This is a genomic window from Caballeronia sp. RCC_10, from assembly GCF_041360715.1.
Classification (GTDB): domain Bacteria; phylum Pseudomonadota; class Gammaproteobacteria; order Burkholderiales; family Burkholderiaceae; genus Caballeronia; species Caballeronia grimmiae.
The window spans coordinates 169,312-189,729 of the sequence record NZ_JBFUPT010000011.1; the positions used below are offsets into that span (position 1 = coordinate 169,312).

At 64.0% G+C, this 20,418-nt stretch carries 18 protein-coding genes; 3 read left to right on the top strand and 15 right to left on the bottom strand.

Features of this window, described 5'->3' with window-relative positions:
* Nucleotides 1–92: 92 nt before the first annotated feature.
* Entirely contained in the window at nt 93–848 is a 756-nt protein-coding gene (gene zapD / locus AB6804_RS20225) for a cell division protein ZapD (RefSeq protein WP_035966846.1), read from the top strand.
* Nucleotides 849–918: 70 nt separating this feature from the next.
* Nucleotides 919–1,110, top strand: a complete 192-nt coding sequence (gene yacG, locus AB6804_RS20230; RefSeq protein ID WP_035966849.1) for a DNA gyrase inhibitor YacG — start codon at nt 919–921, stop codon at nt 1,108–1,110.
* A 13-nt stretch (nt 1,111–1,123) separates the two neighbouring features.
* Here yacG and AB6804_RS20235 read toward each other — a convergent pair whose 3' ends face one another.
* The 4 genes from AB6804_RS20235 to secA all read right to left on the bottom strand — a co-directional run bounded on the left by AB6804_RS20235 (nt 1,124) and on the right by secA (nt 6,712).
* Nucleotides 1,124–1,555: an NUDIX domain-containing protein gene (locus tag AB6804_RS20235; RefSeq protein ID WP_370887952.1), complete on the bottom strand. Its 432-nt coding sequence runs from the start codon at nt 1,553–1,555 to the stop codon at nt 1,124–1,126.
* A gap of 5 nt (nt 1,556–1,560) precedes the next feature.
* Complete coding sequence (locus AB6804_RS20240; protein WP_370887953.1) at nt 1,561–2,424, bottom strand: ATP-binding protein; 864 nt, start codon at nt 2,422–2,424, stop codon at nt 1,561–1,563.
* Nucleotides 2,425–2,456: 32 nt separating this feature from the next.
* Nucleotides 2,457–3,698 carry a bifunctional glutamate N-acetyltransferase/amino-acid acetyltransferase ArgJ gene (gene argJ / locus AB6804_RS20245; protein WP_370887954.1) on the bottom strand — a complete coding sequence of 414 codons (1,242 nt, stop codon included), beginning with the start codon at nt 3,696–3,698 and terminating at the stop codon, nt 2,457–2,459.
* A gap of 194 nt (nt 3,699–3,892) precedes the next feature.
* Nucleotides 3,893–6,712: a preprotein translocase subunit SecA gene (secA, locus tag AB6804_RS20250; RefSeq protein WP_370887955.1), complete on the bottom strand. Its 2,820-nt coding sequence runs from the start codon at nt 6,710–6,712 to the stop codon at nt 3,893–3,895.
* A 288-nt stretch (nt 6,713–7,000) separates the two neighbouring features.
* Between secA and AB6804_RS20255 the strand changes: the two genes are divergently transcribed.
* Nucleotides 7,001–7,495, top strand: a complete 495-nt coding sequence (locus tag AB6804_RS20255; RefSeq protein WP_370887956.1) for a DciA family protein — start codon at nt 7,001–7,003, stop codon at nt 7,493–7,495.
* A gap of 64 nt (nt 7,496–7,559) precedes the next feature.
* Here AB6804_RS20255 and lpxC read toward each other — a convergent pair whose 3' ends face one another.
* From lpxC to mraY, 11 genes are all read right to left on the bottom strand, one after another.
* Nucleotides 7,560–8,477, bottom strand: coding sequence for a UDP-3-O-acyl-N-acetylglucosamine deacetylase (gene lpxC, locus AB6804_RS20260; RefSeq protein ID WP_370887957.1), 918 nt, complete (start codon nt 8,475–8,477; stop codon nt 7,560–7,562).
* A gap of 272 nt (nt 8,478–8,749) precedes the next feature.
* Entirely contained in the window at nt 8,750–9,253 is a 504-nt protein-coding gene (locus AB6804_RS20265) for a peroxiredoxin (RefSeq protein WP_370887958.1), read from the bottom strand.
* 254 nt (nt 9,254–9,507) lie between these two features.
* Entirely contained in the window at nt 9,508–10,704 is a 1,197-nt protein-coding gene (gene ftsZ / locus AB6804_RS20270) for a cell division protein FtsZ (RefSeq protein ID WP_035966858.1), read from the bottom strand.
* 142 nt (nt 10,705–10,846) lie between these two features.
* On the bottom strand, nt 10,847–12,079 hold the full coding sequence (ftsA, locus tag AB6804_RS20275) for a cell division protein FtsA (RefSeq protein ID WP_035966862.1): 1,233 nt from the start codon (nt 12,077–12,079) through the stop codon (nt 10,847–10,849).
* Nucleotides 12,080–12,105: 26 nt separating this feature from the next.
* A complete protein-coding gene (locus tag AB6804_RS20280) occupies nt 12,106–12,858 on the bottom strand; it encodes a cell division protein FtsQ/DivIB (RefSeq protein WP_035966865.1) in 753 nt (250 codons plus the stop codon).
* 34 nt (nt 12,859–12,892) lie between these two features.
* Nucleotides 12,893–13,834: a D-alanine--D-alanine ligase gene (locus tag AB6804_RS20285; protein WP_370887975.1), complete on the bottom strand. Its 942-nt coding sequence runs from the start codon at nt 13,832–13,834 to the stop codon at nt 12,893–12,895.
* Between the two features lie 32 nt (nt 13,835–13,866).
* The gene (gene murC / locus AB6804_RS20290) at nt 13,867–15,261 is read right to left on the bottom strand and encodes a UDP-N-acetylmuramate--L-alanine ligase (RefSeq protein WP_370887959.1); all 1,395 of its coding nucleotides are present in this window, start codon (nt 15,259–15,261) and stop codon (nt 13,867–13,869) included.
* Between the two features lie 3 nt (nt 15,262–15,264).
* Complete coding sequence (gene murG / locus AB6804_RS20295; protein WP_370887960.1) at nt 15,265–16,383, bottom strand: undecaprenyldiphospho-muramoylpentapeptide beta-N-acetylglucosaminyltransferase; 1,119 nt, start codon at nt 16,381–16,383, stop codon at nt 15,265–15,267.
* Nucleotides 16,380–17,678, bottom strand: a complete 1,299-nt coding sequence (gene ftsW / locus AB6804_RS20300) for a putative lipid II flippase FtsW (protein WP_370887961.1) — start codon at nt 17,676–17,678, stop codon at nt 16,380–16,382. The genes murG and ftsW overlap by 4 nt, the downstream gene beginning before the upstream one ends.
* Complete coding sequence (gene murD / locus AB6804_RS20305) at nt 17,675–19,186, bottom strand: UDP-N-acetylmuramoyl-L-alanine--D-glutamate ligase (protein ID WP_370887962.1); 1,512 nt, start codon at nt 19,184–19,186, stop codon at nt 17,675–17,677. Before murD ends, ftsW begins: the two co-directional genes overlap by 4 nt.
* Nucleotides 19,187–19,239: 53 nt before the next feature.
* Nucleotides 19,240–20,409 carry a phospho-N-acetylmuramoyl-pentapeptide-transferase gene (gene mraY / locus AB6804_RS20310; protein ID WP_035966875.1) on the bottom strand — a complete coding sequence of 390 codons (1,170 nt, stop codon included), beginning with the start codon at nt 20,407–20,409 and terminating at the stop codon, nt 19,240–19,242.
* Between the last annotated feature and the right edge of the window lie 9 nt (nt 20,410–20,418).

The window sequence follows — 20,418 nt, forward strand, 5'->3', positions numbered from 1 at the left end:
ATGTGGCGCGATTTGCTAGGGTTCGGATGCGGCATTAGAATGTGCTGACTTCCGCTCATGGAAGCAACCGACCCACGCCGAGGCGAGCGCGCTTGATCCTTTACGAGTATCCCTTCAACGAGCGAATCCGGACGCTGCTGCGTCTCGAAGACTTGTTCGAGCGCTTCACGTTCTTCCTGACGCAGGAAGACCCTCGGGAGCATCATGTGGCGCTGACCACGCTCTTCGAAATCTCGGAAGTCGCGGGGCGCACGGACCTCAAAGCAGACTTGATGAAGGAACTGGAGCGCCAGCGTCAGACGCTCGCGCCGTTTCGCGGCAATCCGGGTATCGAGCAGGAAGCGCTGGAAGCCGTCCTTGGCGAAATTGAACAAACGCTCGCCGGTCTGGGCGACATGCACGGCAAGACCGGCCAGCATCTTGCGGACAACGAATGGCTTGCTAGCATCCGCAGCCGCACGATCATCCCCGGCGGCACCTGCAAGTTCGATCTGCCGTCGTATTACGCGTGGCAGCAGTTGCCCGTCGAACAGCGCCGTCAGGACATCGCGAGCTGGGTCATGCCGATGCTCGCCCTGCGTGACGCCGCTGCCATCGTGCTTCGGCTTGCGCGCGAGTCGGGCCAGGCGTCGAAGGTCATGGCGATGCAGGGCAGCTACCAGCAGATGCTCTCGGGCCGCACCTACCAGTTGATGCAGGTGCGCGTGTCGCCCGAAGTGCGCGTCATTCCCGAAGCGAGCGCCAACAAGTACATGCTGTGGGTGCGTTTCACCGTGCAGGACGGCGATCTGAAACCGCGCCCCGTCGATGTCGACGTCCCGTTTCATCTGACGCTTTGCAGCCTTTGAACCGCGCGGTCCGGCCTCATATAGTCGATTGTCGATCAAACGCCGGCTCAACTCGCCAAGCCTCACCGTCATGACCACTGTCGTCAAATGTCCAACCTGCGCCAAGGAAGTGCGCTGGGTCCCAGAAAATCGCTATCGTCCGTTCTGCTCCGAGCGTTGCAAGCAAATCGATTTCGGCGCCTGGGCGGCCGAGAAGTACAAGATTGCGGGCAATTCGCAGGAAACGCCGCCGGACGACGATTCGCACGGCGGCCTCAACTAGCGCCCTCGCGGCTTCAACGCTCCGCTTCCGCCGCGAGCCAGTTCAACACCGGAATCGCGGCGGGCAGAAGCGGCGCGACCGTCACCGGAAGCGCCTGCCACGCGATCGCCTGCCCCTCGCGGCCACGGGGCGTCCCGCTCCAGCCGGTCACCTTGCAGAAAAAGAGACGCACGTAGGCATGCGGATAGTCGTGCTCCAGCGTGCGCCAGAGTTCGCACGCGGTCACGTCGATGCCCAGTTCCTCGTGCAGTTCGCGTGAAAGCGCCGCCTCGACGCTCTCGCCCGCTTCCAGCTTGCCGCCCGGAAACTCCCAATAGCCCTCATACGGCTTGCCGTCGGGCCGCTGCGCGAGCAGATAGCGCCCGTCCGGCTGAACCATCACGCCGACGGCCACTTCGGTCACCTTGCGGCCATCGGGCGCGACGTCCGTTCGTGCTTCGTTCATGCCGCTCATTGCTTGCGGCCCGACCAGTCGCGCGCAAACTGCCACGCCACGCGGCCCGATCGTGAACCGCGCTCGAGCGCCCAGACCAGCGCATCGCCGCGCGCGCTTTCGATTTCGGCCGCCTCGCAACCGAAGTGCTTCAGCCAGTGGCCGACGATCGTCAGATAGTCGTCCTGCTTGAACGGATAAAAGCTCACCCACAGCCCGAAACGCTCGGACAACGAAATCTTCTCTTCGACGACTTCGCCCGGATGAATCTCGCCGTCGGGCATGTGCTTGTACGACTCGTTGTCGCTCATGTACTCGGGCAGCAGATGGCGGCGGTTCGACGTCGCGTAGATCAGCACGTTGTCCGACTGGGCGGCCACTGATCCATCGAGCGCGACCTTCAGCGCCTTATAGCCCGATTCGCCTTCCTCGAACGACAAATCGTCGCAGAACACGATGAAGCGCTCGGGCCGCGCCGAGATCAGATCGACGATATCGCCGAGATCGTGGAGATCGTCCTTGTCGACTTCGATCAGACGCAGGCCGTCTTTCGCGTACGCATTCAGGCAGGCCTTGATGAGCGAGGACTTGCCCGTTCCGCGCGCACCCGTCAGCAGCACGTTGTTGGCGGGCAGCTTGTTCACGAACTGCCGCGTGTTTTGCTCGATGAGCCCTTTCTGACGATCGATGTTCTGCAGGTCGTCGAGCGAAATGTCCGAGATGGCGGGCACCGGCTGCAAAAAACCGCGCCCCTGCCGCTTGCGCCAGCGGAAAGCCACCGCGGATTGCCAGTCGATATCGGGCGCGGCAGGCGGCAGCATGCCTTCGATACGCGCCAGAACCGCTTCGGCGCGCGTGAGAAATTGTTCGAGTTTGTCCATGTCTCTTTCTTTGCGCGCCGGTTCAGCGCGCGTTACGAGCGGTAATCGGCGTTGATGCTGACGTAATCGTGCGAAAGGTCGCAGGTCCAGACGGTTGCCTCGGCGTTGCCACGGCCGAGCACGACGCGAATCGCGATTTCGCTTTTCTTCATCACGCGCTGGCCGTCTTCTTCGCGATACTCGGGATTGCGCCCGCCGGCCTTTGCGACGAGCACGTCGTCGAGATACAGGTCGATCTTGCCGACGTCGAGGTCCGTGACGCCCGCATAGCCGATGGCGGCCAGGATACGGCCGAGGTTCGGATCGGAGGCGTAGAACGCGGTTTTGACGAGCGGCGAATGACCGATTGCGTAGGCGATCTGGCGGCATTCAGCAACATCCTTGCCGCCTTCGACCGTGATCGTCATGAACTTCGTCGCGCCTTCGCCATCGCGCACGATCAGTTGCGCGAGTTCTTGCGCCACGGCCGTCACGGCGTCGCGCAGCGCGGCGCAGGCCGGCGCATCCGTCGACGTGATCGCGGGCAGGCTCGACTTCCCCGACGCGATGAGGATGAACGAATCGTTCGTGGAGGTATCGCCGTCGATGGTAATGCAGTTGAACGAGCGATCCGCCACGTGCTTCACGAGCTCGTCGAGGACCGGCTGCGCAACGGCGGCATCGAAGGCGAGGAAGCCGAGCATCGTCGCCATGTTCGGCTTGATCATGCCCGCGCCCTTGCTGATACCGGACAGCGTGATCGTGTGACCGTCGATCTGCACTTGCCGCGACGACGCTTTCGGCAGCGTGTCGGTCGTCATGATGGCTTGCGCGGCGTCGAACCAGTGAGCGGGCTGCTGATTGGCGAGCGCGGCGGGCAGACCGGCTTTCAGGCGATCGATCGGCAGCGGCTCGAGAATCACGCCGGTCGAGAAAGGCAGAATCTGCTGCGGGTCGACGCCCGCGAGACGCGCGAGTTCGGCGCAGGTTTCGCGAGCGTGCGCCATGCCCGGCTCACCGGTACCGGCGTTCGCGTTGCCCGTGTTGACGACCAGCGCGCGAACGCCCTTGCCCCCGGCGCGCACTGCGTCCAGATGTTCGCGGCACACCGTCACCGGCGCGGCGCAGAAGCGGTTTTGCGTGAACACGCCCGCGACGGTCGCGCCTTCATCGACGCGAATCACGAGCACGTCCTTGCGATTGGGCTTGCGGATGTTCGCTTCGGCCCAGCCTAGCGTGACGCCTGGAACCGGATGTAGCGCGGCGGGATCGATCGAGGGGAAGTTGACAGCCATGTTCGCGACTCGCTGATGGTGGCGAGTGCCGGCCCGATGCGCCGGCACGCTGTGAAAGACTGACACCGCCTGAAGCTGTGATGCTGCGGACGGCGCCGTGAAACGCTCGGGGCGCGCAGCGCGGCCCGGTTGAGACCTCAAAGACAAACGACGCATTGCTGCGTCGCTCGTCCGTTTTGTCGATCAGAAAGCGCTTATGCCAGCTTTCCGTGACAGTTCTTGTACTTCTTCCCGCTGCCGCACGGGCACGGGTCGTTGCGGCCGACCTTCGGCACTTCGTCGGACGGGCGCGTGGCCACGGTGATGTCGTCGCTCGCCGCCATCGCCTGATTGACCATCTGGGCGGTGGCGGTCGCCGCAGCGGCGGCTGCGGGCGTAGCGGCCGGCGCGGCGGCCGCGTTGAAGTCCGCGTGCGTGAACGACACGTTCTCCAGATGGCTGCCCTTCTCTTCGTACTGCTCGGCAGCTTCTTCCAATTGCTCCGGCGACTGGATCTGCACGTTCATCACGATGCGCGTGACTTCCTGCTTCACGGAATCGAGCATCGCGGCGAAGAGTTCGAACGCCTCGCGCTTGTACTCCTGCTTCGGATTCTTCTGCGCATAGCCGCGCAGATGGATGCCCTGACGCAGATGATCCAGCGCGGCCAAATGCTCGCGCCAGCGGCTGTCGAGCGTCTGCAGCATGATCGAGCGCTCGAATGCGCTGAACGATTCGCGGCCCACGAGCGCGACCTTCGCTTCGTACGCTTCGTCGGCGGCGGAAAGCACGGCTTCGCAGATTTCCTCGGCGTCGATCGAGTTCGACTCGTTGATCATCTCCTGAATGGCCAGATCCAGCGACCATTCGTTGCGCAGCACTTCCTCGAGTTCCGGCGCGTCCCACTGTTCTTCGATACTGCCCGCCGGAACGAACGTGCGCACGAGATCGCTGATGACGCCGTGACGCATCGCGGCGATGGTCTCCTGCACGTCGTTCGCTTCGAGCAACTCGTTGCGCTGCTGATAGATGACCTTGCGCTGATCGTTGGCGACGTCGTCGTATTCGAGCAGTTGCTTGCGAATGTCGAAGTTGCGCGCTTCGACCTTGCGCTGCGCGCCTTCGATCGACCGCGTGACCATGCCCGCTTCGATCGGCTCGCCTTCCGGCATCTTCAGGCGGTCCATGATCGCGCGGACGCGGTCGCCCGCGAAGATGCGCAAGAGCGGATCGTCCAGCGAGAGATAGAAGCGCGACGAGCCCGGATCGCCCTGACGGCCCGCGCGGCCGCGCAACTGGTTGTCGATACGGCGCGATTCGTGCCGCTCCGTGCCGATGATATGCAGCCCGCCCGCAGCCTTGACGTGGTCGTGCAGCGTCTGCCATTCGTCGTGCAGCTTCTGGATGCGCGCGGCTTTTTCTTCTTCGGGAATCGAAAGATCCGCCTCGATGAACGATGCCTGCTTCTCGACGTTGCCGCCGAGCACGATGTCCGTGCCGCGACCCGCCATGTTCGTCGCAATGGTCACGACGCCTGGCCGGCCCGCTTCCGCGACGATCGCCGCTTCGCGTGCGTGCTGCTTCGCGTTGAGCACTTCGTGACGCACGCCCGCCTGCGTCAGCAAGCCGGACAGCAATTCCGACGCTTCGATCGACGTGGTGCCGACGAGCGTCGGCTGGCCGCGCTCGACGCAATCGCGGATATCGCGAATGACGGCGTCGTAACGTTCCTTCGACGTCTTGTAGATCTGGTCCTGCTTGTCGACGCGCTTCGGCGGACGGTTCGTCGGAATCACGACCGTTTCGAGGCCGTAGATTTCCTGGAATTCGTACGCTTCGGTGTCCGCCGTGCCGGTCATGCCGGACAGCTTCGAATACATGCGGAAGTAGTTCTGCAGCGTGATCGAGGCGAGCGTCTGGTTCTCCGCCTGAATCTGCACGTGCTCCTTCGCTTCGACGGCCTGATGCAAGCCGTCCGACCAGCGGCGGCCGGTCATCATGCGGCCCGTGAATTCGTCGACGATCACGACTTCGCCGTTCTGCACCACGTAATGCTGATCGCGATGGAAGAGCGTATGAGCGCGCAGGGCCGCATAGATGTGATGCATCAGCGTGATGTTCTGCGGCGCGTAGACACTTTCGCCTTCGCCGATCAGGCCCCACTCGACGAGCAGACGCTCCGCCTTCTCGTGGCCCGACTCGGTCAGGAACACCTGACGCGCTTTCTCATCGAGCGTGTAGTCGCCCGGCTTCTCGACGCCCGTACCGTCCGCCTTTTCTTCGCCGATCTGCATTTCGAGCAGCGGCGGCAGCGCGTTCATGCGCACGTAGAGGTCGGTGTGGTCTTCGGCCTGCCCGGAGATGATGAGCGGCGTGCGCGCTTCGTCGATGAGGATCGAGTCCACTTCGTCGACGATCGCGAAATTGAGCGGCCGCTGCACGCGCGCATCGGTCTCGTAGACCATGTTGTCGCGCAGATAGTCGAAGCCGAACTCGTTGTTCGTGCCGTAGGTGATGTCCGCCGCGTAGGCTTCCTGCTTCTGCGCGTGCTGCATCTGCGACAGATTCACGCCGCACGAAAGCCCGAGGAAGTTGTACAGGCGAGCCATCCATTCGGCGTCGCGCTGGGCAAGGTAGTCGTTCACCGTCACGACGTGCACGCCCCGGCCCGACAGCGCGTTCAGATACGCCGCGAGCGTGGCGACGAGCGTCTTGCCCTCGCCGGTGCGCATTTCGGCGATCTTGCCGTAGTGCAGGACCATGCCGCCGATCAACTGGACGTCGAAGTGGCGCATCTTCAAGACGCGCCGGCTCGCCTCGCGACAGACGGCGAAGGCTTCGGGCAAAAGCACGTCGAGCGACTCGCCGCCGGCGACGCGCTTGCGGAACTCGTCCGTCTTCGCGCGCAACTGATCGTCCGAATATTTTTCGACGGTCGGCTCGAGGGCATTGATCGCCGCAACGGTCTTTTGGTACTGCTTGATCAGCCGCTGATTGCGGCTGCCAAAAATCTTCTGAAGGAAACCGGTCGTCATCGGATCAGTGTCTGCGTCGCGGCTTCGGAGGACGACAGTTTAAACCTGCGTCCGGGCTCGAAAAAACCTCGGCGACTTAAGTCCATGGGGTGAAATTCGAATCGGGAATTTTAGCACGCGAGTCCAGCACGCCTTGCGTCGGCGTAGGGTCGCGGACGTCGGCGGAACGCGACAGTCAACCGCTTGAAAGCTCGGCTCCGCGGGCGTCGGCACGAGGCAACCGGGCGCTCCGGGCGGCGGGCTCGCGGTACAATCGATGCGTCGCGTCAGGCGTCCGTCGATTAAGAAATGAGCCGTTTTTCTACAAATTCAAGGTATCCGCCCAGGCGGCTGGATCCGCGCCGGCCGCAAGCCGTCGCGGACGTGCTCGGCCGGACCGATGCTTTCCGCGCATTGCGTGCGGGCGTCGAGCAAATGGCGGCGCTGCAACGCGATCTGTCGGCGCTTCTGCCGGATTATCTCGCCGCGAACATCGAACCCGGCTTCATCAAGGATGGCGTGCTCGCGCTCTTCGCCGCGCACAATGCGCTCGCGGCGCGTCTGCGTCATATGGAGCCGCGCCTGCTCGCCGATCTTCAGCAACGCGGCTGGGCGGTCGATTCGCTGCGAATCCGCGTGCGTCCGCAAGCGGTGAGAGAAGCCGCGCCGCCGAAGCAGGCGCGCATGTCGGCGGCGGGGGCATCGGCATTGCATGAACTGGCTGAGTCGCTGGCGCCGTCGCCGCTGCAGGAGGCGCTTGCGCGCATGGCCGCGCGCCACCAGGGCCGCGGACAAAAAAAATGAGCGGCGCTTTCGCTGCCGCTCACCTTGTCCCGCTTGCCGCTTGCCGCTTGCCGCTTGCCGATGATCAGGCGAATGCGGTCTGCGTATCGAATCCGAAACCGCGTGGCGCTTTTTGCGTGTCGTCGAACGTGACGATTTCATAGGCGTCTTCGTTCGCCAGCAGTTCGCGCAGCAGCATGTTGTTCATCGCGTGGCCGCCCTTGTACGCCTTGTACGCCGCCAGCAACGGATGTCCGGCTACATACAGGTCGCCGATGGCGTCGAGCATCTTGTGCTTCACGAACTCGTCGTCGTAGCGCAGGCCGTCGTTATTCAGGATGCGGTACTCGTCCAGCACGATCGCGTTGTCCATGCTGCCGCCGCGTGCGAGGCCCAGTTCGCGCATCATTTCGACTTCGTGCGCAAAACCGAACGTGCGCGCGCGCGCGATTTCGCGAACATACGACGTGGTCGCGAAGTCCACTTCCAGCGCCTGACCGGTCTTGTCGACGGCGGGATGACGGAAGTCGATGGTGAAGCTCAGCTTGAAACCGAAGTACGGCTCGAGGCGCGCAAACTTGTCGCCGTCGCGCACTTCCACCGGCTTCCTGACCTTGATGAATTTCTTCGGCGCGTTCTGCTCTTCGATACCCGCCGACTGAATCAGAAACACGAAGGAAGCAGCGCTGCCGTCCATGATCGGAATCTCTTCGGCGGTCACATCGACGTACAAGTTGTCGATGCCCAGACCCGCGCACGCCGACATCAGGTGCTCGATGGTCGACACGCGCGCGCCGTCCTTCTGCAACACCGATGCGAGCCGGGTGTCGCCGATTGCCATGGCCGAGACCGGAATGTCCACCGGCTGCGGCAGGTCGACCCGCGAAAAGACAATGCCCGTTCCCGCTGGCGCCGGTCGCAGCGTCAGATCGACCTTGCGGCCGGAATGAAGGCCGATTCCCACGGTTTTGACGACGGTCTTGATTGTTCGCTGCTTCAACATGATTTTAGTCCGATGGCATTCCCGATAAAGAGAATTAATCGCACGCAGAATTCTAATAGATCGAAGTATACTCGATTCGGAACATCTCGTCCCAAACCAGGCGGTATCAACTGTTTCCCTGTGTTACGCCGCGATGTCGGGCGAGTCAAGTGAAACGGGCCGATGGCCGGAATGGAGGCATTTCCGGTCATCGGCCCTAAGTTGTCGCCGATTGCGAGGACGTCTTTCAGCGTTGCGTAACTACAACGACACGCAACGCGACGCCACTGCCATCAGTTCAACGTCGCCAGGATGCTTCGAGCGTCGCTGACTTCGAACTTGCCGGGCGCTTCGACAGCGAGCGTCTTGACCACGCCGTTGTCGACCACCATCGCGTAGCGCTGGGAACGGATTCCCATGCCGCGCTCGGTCAAATCCTGATCCAGTCCGAGTGCCTGAGTGAAACGCGCACTGCCGTCCGCAATCATCGTCACCTTGCCCGCGGTTTGAAGATCGCGTCCCCACGCGTTCATCACGAACGCGTCGTTGACGGAAACGCACCAGATTTCGTCGATGCCCGCGGCGAACAACTCATCCGCTGCGTCGACGTAGCCCGGCACGTGCCTGGCGGAGCACGTTGGCGTGAACGCGCCCGGCAATCCGAAGATCACCACGCGCTTGCCTGCGGCCCGCTCGCGCGCCGGGAACCCGTTCGGTCCCACGGCACAGCCCTCGCGCGCCACTTCGATGAACTCAAAGAGACGCGCATCAGGCAACGTTTCACCCACTTCGATCATGCTCGGTCCTTCCCTCGTCAGTGCCCGGACATCCGTGGCGCTCATTCGTCCCGCAGTGTCACCGATGCGTGCTTCGACGGTTCAGGTTTCATTTGCCTTCGGCAAATTCGCGGGCGGCTGGCCACGGCCTGGCGTCTTTACTTCGACGCGGCCTTGGACAGTCGCCCCACGCGAAACCTGCATCGCCGGCTCACGCTCGACGTGCCTGCGGTGGCTGCACTGCTCGTGCCAGCAACCGAAAGGCGCGGAGCCTGTCAGTCCGCTTGCTTGCGCAGGAACGCGGGGATGTCGTACGTATCGACGCCCTTCTCCTGCAATGCCTGCACATGCGATGCCGCGGTTTCACGCGTCGAGCGCCACACTGCCGGCGTATCGAGTTGACCGTAGTCCGTAGTCTGACCGTGCTGCGGCGCGTAGTTGCCATGCGCTGCATGCGCGACCGGCTGATTGTCGGTGCCGGTGCGCAGAAGCGTCATCGGCGCTTGCTGCTGCTTCTTCGCCGCACGGCCGAGGCCCGTCGCCACCACCGTCACGCGCAGGGCATCGCCCATTGCGTCGTCGTACACCGCGCCGAAAATCACCGTGGCGTCGTCGGCTGCGTAGGACTTGATCGTGTTCATCACTTCGCGCGTTTCAGACAGACGCAGCGAACGGCTCGACGTGATGTTCACCAGCACGCCGCGCGCACCCGACAGGTCCACGCCTTCGAGCAGCGGGCTCGCCACGGCCTGTTCAGCCGCGAGACGCGCACGATCGACGCCGGCGACCGTCGCCGTGCCCATCATGGCCTTGCCCTGCTCGCCCATCACCGTCTTCACGTCTTCGAAGTCGACGTTGACGAGACCATCGACATTGATTATTTCAGCGATGCCCGCGACGGCGTTGTTCAGCACGTCGTCCGCGCACTGGAAGCACTTGTCCATCTCGGCGTCGTCGCCCATCACTTCGAAGAGCTTGTCGTTCAGCACGACGATCAGCGAATCGACGTGATCTTCCAGTTGCTGCGAGCCGGCTTCAGCGACGCGCATGCGGCGGCCGCCTTCGAACTCGAACGGCTTGCTCACGACGCCGACCGTCAGAATGCCCATTTCCTTCGCAATCTGCGCGACGACCGGCGCCGCGCCCGTACCCGTGCCGCCACCCATGCCCGCGGTGATGAACACCATATGGGCGCCACGCAGCGCGTCGGCGATGCGCTCGCGTGCATCCTCCGCCGCTTCCTTACCCTTCTCCGGCTTGGCGCCTGCGCCCAGGCCGGTCATGCCCAATTGCAGGACCGCCGGCGCGCGCGAGCGAGCCAGCGCCTGCGCGTCGGTGTTCATTACGATGAAATCGACGCCTTGCACACCCCGATTGATCATGTGCTGAACGGCGTTGCCGCCCGCACCGCCAACTCCGACCACCTTGATGATCGTTCCGTTGGTTTCCGTTTCCAGCATTTCGAAATCCATGTTGCCTCCGTCAAGAATGAAGATCGGCGTTATCCGACGAGAGATCGGGCAACCTCTCGCCGCGCGCTAGCCGCCGGTACCGGCGCGAATTATATTCACTGCTTACATAAATTTGTTCGTACTGCTGTGCTGCGCTCGGGCTTTAGAAGTTTCCGAGGAACCAGTCCTTCATTCGCGTGAGCACTTGCCCCATCGATCCGTTCTGCACCGCGACCTTGCGGCCGCGCATGCGCTGCGAGCGTCCTTCGGCGAGCAGGCCCATCGCGGTCGAGTAGCGCGGGTTGCGCACGACATCCGCGAGACCGCCCGCATACTCCGGCACGCCAATGCGCACCGGCTTCAGGAAGATGTCTTCGCCGAGTTCGACCATGCCGGGCATCATCGCCGCGCCGCCGGTCAGCACGACGCCGCTCGACAGCAGCTCTTCGTAGCCGGATTCGCGCACGACCTGCTGCACGAGCGAGAACAGTTCTTCGACGCGCGGCTCGACCACCGCCGCGAGCGCCTGGCGCGACAACGTGCGCGGACCGCGTTCGCCGAGGCCCGGCACTTCGATCATTTCGTCCGGATCGGCGAGCGCCTGCTTCGCGATGCCGTAGCTCACCTTGATGTCTTCCGCGTCGGGCGTCGGCGTGCGAAGCGCCATCGCGACGTCGCTCGTGATCTGGTCGCCGGCGATCGGAATCACTGCCGTATGACGGATCGCGCCTTCACTGAAGATCGCGATATCGGTCGTGCCGCCGCCGATATCCACGAGCACGACGCCCAGTTCCTTCTCGTCCTCGGTCAGCACCGCGAGCGACGACGCGAGCGGTTGCAGAATGAGGTCGTTCACTTCGAGCCCGCAGCGGCGCACGCACTTGACGATGTTCTGCGCCGCGCTCACCGCGCCCGTGACGATATGCACCTTCACTTCGAGGCGGATGCCGCTCATGCCGATCGGCTCGCGCACGTCCTCCTGCCCGTCGATGATGAATTCCTGCGTCAGGATATGCAGCACCTGCTGATCGGTCGGGATGTTGATGGCCTTCGCCGTCTCGATCACGCGCGCGACGTCGGTCTGCGTCACTTCCTTGTCCTTGATCGCGACCATTCCGCTCGAATTGAAGCTGCGGATGTGACTGCCCGCGATGCCGGTGAAGACGTTGGTGATCTTGCAATCCGCCATCAGCTCGGCTTCCTCGAGCGCGCGCTGAATGGATTGCACCGTGGCCTCGATATTGACCACGACGCCCTTCTTCAACCCCTTCGAGTCGCTCTGACCGAGTCCGATCACCTCGTAGTGGCCCTCGCCCTTCAATTCGGCGACGATCGCGACCACCTTCGACGTTCCGATGTCGAGGGAAACCAGCAGGTCTTTGTAGTCTTTGCTCATAGCGTGCTCATGCCTGTGATGTCTGCTTACTTCTTGGCCTTGTCGGTGTCGTTGATGAAGCGCATGCTGGCGGCGCGTATCGCGAAGCCATTGGGGTAACGCAAATCCGCATATTCGATCTCCTTGCCCCACCGCCCCGTCACGGAGGGCCACGATGCGACGAACCGCCTGGTGCGGTCATACAGCGTGTCCTGATTGCGCTCGCGACCGAGCTCGATCTGCGTGCCGTTCGAGAGCTTGACCGTCCACGCGAAGCGCGGCGACAGCGTCACTTCCTCGGGCTGCGCATCGAGCGGCGCAAACCACTTCTGAAAATCGTGATAACGCGCGACGACTTCCTTCGCCGTGCCTTCCGGACCGTCGAACGCGGGCAGGTCGTCGTCGAGCTCGCCCTGGTTCGCGGTGAAAAGCTCGCCGTCGACGCTCACCAGTTGATCGTTGCCCCACGTGCCGAGCGGCTTGTACTCCTCGAGCGTCACCGCGAGGGCGTTCGGCCATACGCGGCGCACGCTCGCATGACGCACCCACGGCATCTGTTCGAACGCGGTCCGCGCGGTATCGAGATCGACGGTGAAGAAGTTGCCCTTCAAATGCCCGACCACGCTCGCACGCACCGTGGGCGTATTGATGTGCTGCGTGTCGCCGTCGATCTGAATTTCGCGCAGGCGGAACTCGGGACGCTGGATCGCCCATACGCCCGCGGCGCATAGCAGCATCAGCACGAGCATGGCGTGCAGCGCGCTGGCGGCGAGGTTCATCTGGCGAACGTTGTTCCACATGGCTCGTGCTTCGTCTTGTTCCGTTGATCCTGCGTTAGCTCGTAAGCGTGAGCGACAACACCTTCACGACCAGGTCCTTGTAGCTGATGCCGACCGCCCGCGCGGCCTTCGGCGGCAGCGAGTGATCGGTCATGCCGGGCGCGGTGTTCACTTCGAGGAAATACGGGTTGCCGTCCGCGTCCAGCATGAAATCGGCGCGGCCCCAGTCGGTGCAGCCGAGCATGTCGAACGCGCGCTGCGTCAACCGCTTCATGCGCGTTTCCTCCGCGTCGGTCAGACCGCAGGGAATCAGGTATTGCGTGTCGTCGGCGACGTACTTCGCGTGGTAGTCGTAGAACTCGCCCGCCGGAATAATCCGGATGACCGGCAAGTCGAGATCGCCCGCGATGCAGCACGTGTACTCGCCGCCGCCTTCGATGCTCTTCTCGACGATCACGATCTTGTCGAACTGCGCGGCCTGCTCCAGCGCCGGCACGAGCGACTCCGCGTTCTTCACCTTGATGACCGCGACGCTCGAACCTTCGCTCGCCGGCTTCACGAAGAGCGGCAGGCCGAGCCTGGCGATGATGTCCTGCGCGCGCGATGCATAGTCGTCGCCGCGCACGACGGTCTCGAACGGCGGCGTCGGGATGCCGGTCTGCTGCCACACGAGCTTCGTGCGCAGCTTGTCCATGCCGAGCGCGGACCCGAGCACGCCGCTGCCGGTGTATCGGATGCCGTAGAAGTCCAGCGCGCCCTGCAACTGGCCGTTCTCGCCATAACCGCCATGCAGCGCGATGAACGCGCGCTCGAAGCCTTCGGCTTTCAGATCGGAGAGCGGACGCTCGGCGGGATCGAACGGATGCGCGTCGACGCCGGCGTCGCGCAGCCCTTCGAGCACGAGCCGGCCCGAATTGAGCGAGACTTCGCGCTCCGCGGAATTTCCGCCGAGAAGCACGGCCACTTTGCCGAAGACTTTCGGATCGATGTTGTTCACTGTGTTGCTCATTGCGTCGCTCATTGCTGTCATCACTGCGGCTGGCTCTGCGCGAGCCGTCCGCATACACCGCCGATGGAACCCGCGCCCATCGTGATCACTACATCGCCATTGCGCGCGATCGTCGTCAGCGCGTCGGGCACCTCGTCCACCGTTTCGACGAACACCGGCTCGATCTTTCCTGCGACACGGATCGCACGCGCGAGCGCGCGGCCATCGGCGGCGACGATCGGCGCTTCGCCAGCTGCGTAGACATCGGTGAGGACGAGAGCGTCGACCGTCGAGAGCACCTTGACGAAGTCCTCGAAGCAGTCGCGCGTGCGCGTGTAGCGATGCGGCTGGAATGCCAGCACGAGACGCCGGTCGGGAAATGCACCGCGCGCCGCCGCCACCGTCGCGGCCATTTCGACCGGGTGATGACCGTAGTCGTCGATCAGCGTGTACGCGCCTTCGTTGTCGGCCGTCTTCACTTCGCCGTAGCGCTGGAAGCGCCGGCCCACACCGTTGAAGTCGGCGAGCGCCCTCTGGATATCGGCATCCGCAACTTCGAGTTCAGTCGCAATCGCAATGGCCGCGAGCGCGTTCTGCACGTTGTGCAGGCCGGGCAGGTTCAGCACGATATCGAGCGGCGGCGCGTCTTCGCGCATCGTCGTGAAATGCATGCGGCCGCCGCGCGCCTCGACGTTCACCGCGCGCACTTGCGCTTCGGCGCCGATGCCATAACGGATGATCGGCTTCGACACGAACGGCAGGATTTCGCGCACGTTCGGGTCGTCGACGCACAGCACCGCGATGCCATAGAACGGCAGCCGGTGCGTGAACTCGATGAACGCCTGCTTGAGCCGCGCGAAGTCGTGGCCGTAGGTGTCCATGTGATCGGCGTCGATGTTCGTGATGACTTCGATCACCGGGAAAAGATTCAGGAACGACGCATCCGATTCGTCCGCTTCCGCGACGATGAAGTCGCCCGTGCCGAGCCGCGCGTTCGCGCCGGCGCTGATCAGCCGCCCTCCGATCACGAAGGTCGGATCGAGCCCGCCCGCGGCGAGCACGCTCGCGACGAGCGACGTGGTCGTGGTCTTGCCGTGCGTGCCGGCAATCGCGATGCCCTGCTTCAGGCGCATCAGTTCCGCGAGCATCACGGCGCGCGGCACGATCGGCACGCGGAGATGGCGCGCGGCGAGCACTTCGGGATTGTCGGGCCGCACGGCCGTCGATACGACGACCGCATTCGCGCCTTCGATGTTTTCTTCACGATGACCGATCTCGACACGCGCGCCGAGCGCACGCAGCCGCTCCGTGACCGCGTTTTGCGAGAGGTCCGAACCGCTGACCTGATAACCGAGATTGAGCAGCACTTCAGCGATGCCGCTCATCCCCGCTCCGCCGATGCCGACGAAGTGGATGTGCTTGACGATATGTTTCATGTCTTAATGTGCCTCCCGAGCTTGCGCGTTCATACGCGCGCCGGCCACGTCGGCGCAGATGCTCGCGACCCGTTCGGTCGCGTCCGGCTTCGCCAGCGCGCGCGAGCGCACGGCCATTTCGGCGAGCGTCTCCCGCGACTGCGCACGCAACCAGCCGGCGAGCTTTTCCGCCGACAAATCGCGTTGTTGTATCAATTCAGCAGCGCCGTTCCTGGCGAGGAACGCGCCGTTGGTCGTCTGGTGATCGTCGACGGCGAACGGGAATGGCACGAAGAGCGCGGCCACGCCGACCGCCGCGATTTCCGAAACCGTCATCGCGCCGGAGCGGCAGATCACGAGATCGGCGGATGCATAAGCACTTGCCATGTCCTCGATGAACGGCACCAGCTGCAAGTCCTCACCGCGCGCCAGGCCCGCCGCCGCGTAGTTTGCTTCCAGTGCTTCGATGTGCTTCGCGCCCGCCTGATGCACGATGCGCGGCCGAACATCGGCGGGAAGCAACGCAAGCGCTTTCGGCACCGTCTCGTTCAGCGCGGCAGCGCCAAGACTTCCGCCGACCACGAGCACGTTCAGCTTTCCCGAACGAGCGGCGTAGCGTTCTTTGGGCGGCAATGTCTCGTTAAGTTCCGCACGAATCGGATTGCCGGTCCATTCGGCATTCGGCAACGCATCGGGGAACGCGACGAGCACGCGCTTCGCAAGATGTGCGAGCACCTTGTTTGCGAGGCCCGCGATCGAATTCTGTTCATGCAGCACGAGCGGACAGCCCGCGAGCTTCGTCATGACGCCCGCCGGGAACGTGATGTAGCCGCCCATGCCGAGCACGACGTCCGGCCTGACCTGACGCAGCACGCGCAGGCTTTGCGAACACGCGCGCAGCAGGTTCACGGGCAGCATGAGCTTCGTCTTGATGCCTTTGCCGCGCACGCCGCCGAAGCGCACCGCTTCCATCGGAATGCCGTGCTTCGGGACGAGCGTCGCTTCCATACCGCTCGCGTTGCCGAGCCATACGACGCGCCATCCGCGCGCCTGCATCCAGTGCGCGACGGCCAGCCCCGGAAATACGTGGCCGCCGGTGCCGCCGGCCATGACCATCAGCGTGCGGTTGTTCTGCGCGGTCATACCTTTCCTCCGCGCATCAGAACGCGATTCTCATAGTCGACGCGCAGCAGTACCGCCAGCGCGACGCAGTTCAGCAAGATGCCCGAGCCGCCGTAGGAAACGAGCGGCAGCGTGAGACCTTTGGTCGGCAAGAGGCCGAGGTTCACGCCCATGTTGATGAAGGTCTGCGCGCCGAACCAGATGCCGACGCCCTTCGCCATCAGGCCCGCGAAGGTGCGGTCGAGCGCGAGCGCCTGACGGCCGATTTCGAACGCGCGGCGCACGATCCAGTAGAACAGCAGAATGACGCAGATGACGCCGACGAAACCCAGTTCTTCGCCGATCACCGCGAGGATGAAGTCGGTATGCGCTTCGGGCAGATAGTTGAGCTTCTCGACACTGCCGCCCAGTCCGACGCCGAACCATTCGCCACGCCCGAACGCGATGAGCGAGTGCGTCAGTTGATATGCCTTGCCTTGCGCGTAACGGTCGTCCCACGGATCGAGATACGCGAAGATCCGCTCGCGACGCCACGGCGAGAGCCACACGAGCATCGCGAACGTGCCCACCGCCGTCAGAACGAGGCCGCCGAACAGCTTGCCGTTCACGCCGCCGAGGAACAGCACGCCCATTGCGATCGCGGCGATCACCATGAACGCGCCCATGTCCGGTTCGAGCAGCAGCAGTGCGCCGACCGCGCCGACCGCGACGGCCATCGGCAGAAAGCCCTTACCGAAGCTATGCATGAACTCCTGCTTGCGGACCGTGTAGTTCGCGGCGTAAATGGTGACCGCGAGCTTCATGATCTCCGACGGCTGCATGTTCGTAATGCCGAGCGGAATCCAGCGGCGCGCCCCGTTCACGCCCTTTCCGATGTGCGGAATCAGCACGATGACCAGCAGCACGAGCGCGAGCAGAAACAGCTTCGGCGCGTACTTCTCCCACGTCTTCACGGGAATCTTGAAGGCGATGACCGCGCCGACGAGCGCCGTCGTGACCGACACGAGGTGACGCACGAGGAAGTGATAGTCGCGGTATTGCGCGTACTTCGGCGAATCGGGCATGGCGATCGACGCCGAATACACCATCACGATGCCAAGACCGAGCAGCGCGATCATCACCCACAGCAGCGAATAATCGTAGTCGAGCATGCGCGAGCGCGCGGGACGCACGCCGTTGACCGCGCTCGAAATGCCGTCTGCGCTTTCCGTGCGGCGGACACGCGCGCTCGCGCCCGAACGTCCGGCGAGCGAGTCGTTAGCAACCGCGTTGCGCTGGCCGGTCAGTTTCGATCCGAAGCGTTCCGACCAGCTCATAGCATCACTCCCCGCGCTGCGGCGATTTCTTCGACCGCGCCGCGAAACACGTCGGCGCGGTGTGCATAGTTCCTGAACATGTCGAGGCTCGCGCAGGCGGGCGAGAGCAACACCGCGTCGCCAGCTTCCGCGATGCGCGCGGCGGCGTGCGTCGCGGCTTCGAGCGTCGCGTGATCTTCCAGCGCGACGCCCGTCGATGCGAGCGTCTCGCGGATGCGCGGCGCGTCACGGCCGATCAGCATCACCGCGCGAGCCCAGCGCGCGACCGGCGCTTCGAGCGGCGAGAAGTCCTGCCCCTTGCCGTCGCCGCCGGCGATCAGCACGACGCGCTGCGCGAGGCCATCGAGCGCGGCGACCGTTGCGCCGACGTTGGTGCCCTTGCTGTCGTCGACGTAATCCACGCCGTCGATCTGAGCGATCACTTCCACGCGATGCGGCTCGCCTCGGTACTCACGCAGGCCGTGCAGCAACGCGGCGAGCGGCAGGTCGATGGCACGCGCGAGCGCCAGCGCCGCGAGCGCGTTGGCGGCGTTATGCAGGCCGCGAATGCGCAGCGCATCGGACGGCATGAGGCGCTTGGCGACGACGTTCGGCGCAGCCGCTTCCTGCTTGCGACGGCGCGATGTCGCCGGTTCGCTGGCTGCGTCGCGATCGATGCCTTGCGCGAGCCACGCGATGCCGTTGTCGCGCAGCAAGCCGTAGTCGCCGAGAGTCGACGGTTCATCAAGGCCGAAGGTCACGACGCGGCCCGGCGCAACGTTGGCCGCGAGCGCCATCGTGCGGGCGTCGTCACGATTCAGTACGCGTGTGGTGCGCGGGCCGAAGATGCGGCCTTTCGCGGCGGCGTAGGCATCGAGGCCGCCGTGCCAGTCGAGATGATCCTGCGTGATGTTGAGCACCGCGGCGGCATCCGGCTCGAAGGTATGCGCGGTTTCGAGCTGGAAGCTCGACAACTCGAGCACCCACACATCGGGCAATGCGGTTTGATCGATGGCTTCCGCGAGCTTGTCGAGCATCGCCGGGCTGATGTTGCCCGCCACTGCAACGCGCTTGCCCGCGCGCTCGCACAGAAGACCGGTGAGCGCGGTCGTCGTGGTCTTGCCGTTCGTGCCGGTGATCGCAAGCACCTTCGGCTGATAGCCGTTCACGGCGAGTCCCGCGAGCGCCTGCGCGAAGAGCTCCAGTTCGCCCCATACCGGGATGCCGCGTTCTTTCGCAGCGGCGACGAGCGGCGCGAGATCCGGCGCGAGCGGCGACAGACCCGGGCTCACGGCGACGAGTTCGATACCGCCGTCGAGCAGTTCGGTCGTGAACGCGCCGCCGACGAAGTCCGCATCGATGTTGTGGATGACGAGCTCGGACAGGTTCGGCGGATTCTCGCGCGTGTCGGCGATCCGCAGGCGGCAGCCGTGCCTGGCGCACCAACGCGCCATCGCGAGGCCGGATTCACCGAGCCCCAGCACGAGCACCATCGGACTTTGCCGACCGGAAAACTTCTCGCCAAACATCGCTTTACCTTTGATCTAAACCAGAGACAGATGAACCTTCGGGTGCTCGGGCATCAACGCAGCTTCAACGTCGACAAGCCAAACAGACACAACATCAACGTGATGATCCAGAAGCGCACGACCACTTGCGTTTCCGTCCAGCCGGACAGTTCGTAGTGGTGATGCAGCGGCGCCATCTTGAAGAAGCGGCGGCCCTCGCCATAACGGCGCTTCGTGAACTTGAACCAGAAGACTTGCAGCATCACGGAAAGCGTTTCCGCGACGAAGATGCCGCCCATGATGAACAGCACGATTTCCTGACGCACGATCACCGCGATGGTCCCGAGCGCGCCGCCGAGCGCGAGCGCGCCGACATCGCCCATGAAGACCTGCGCGGGGTGCGTGTTGTACCAGAGGAACGCGAGGCCCGCGCCCCCCATCGCCGAACAGAAGATCAGCAGTTCGCCCGCGCCGGGAATGTGCGGGAACAGCAGGTACTTCGAATAGACCGAGCTGCCCATCACGTAGGCAAACGCGCCGAGCGACGCGCCCACGAGCACGACCGGCATGATGACGAGACCGTCGAGGCCATCGGTGAGGTTGACTGCGTTGCTCGACCCGACGATCACGAAGTACGTCATCGCGATGAAGCCCCACACGCCGAGCGGATACGTGATCGACTTGAGGAAGGGCAGCATCAGGTCGGCGCGTGCGGGCAGGCCCATCGAGAGGCCGCTGCGCACCCACGCCATGAAGAGATCGAACACGCGCGCGTTGTTCGCTTCCGACACGCTGAACGCGAGATACACCGCGGCGAAAATGCCGATCACCGATTGCCAGAAATACTTCTCGCGCGACGACATGCCGCGCGGGTCTTTGTGCACGACCTTGCGATAGTCGTCCACCCAGCCGATCACGCCAAAGCCGAACGTGACGAGCATCACGATCCACACGAAGCGATTCGTGAGGTCGGCCCACAGCAGCGTAGACACCGCAATGCCGATGAGAATGAGCACGCCGCCCATCGTCGGCGTGCCGGACTTGACGAGGTGCGTCTGCGGGCCGTCCTTGCGCACGGCCTGGCCGACTTTCATCGCGGTCAGTTTGCGGATCACCCACGGGCCGCAGACGAGACCGATCAACAACGCCGTCGCCGTGGCTCCCACGGCGCGGAAGGTAATGTAGGTGAACACGCGCATGAAGCTGGCGTCATTCTGAAGCCATTGCGCGAGTGCGAGTAGCATGCTGGGCCT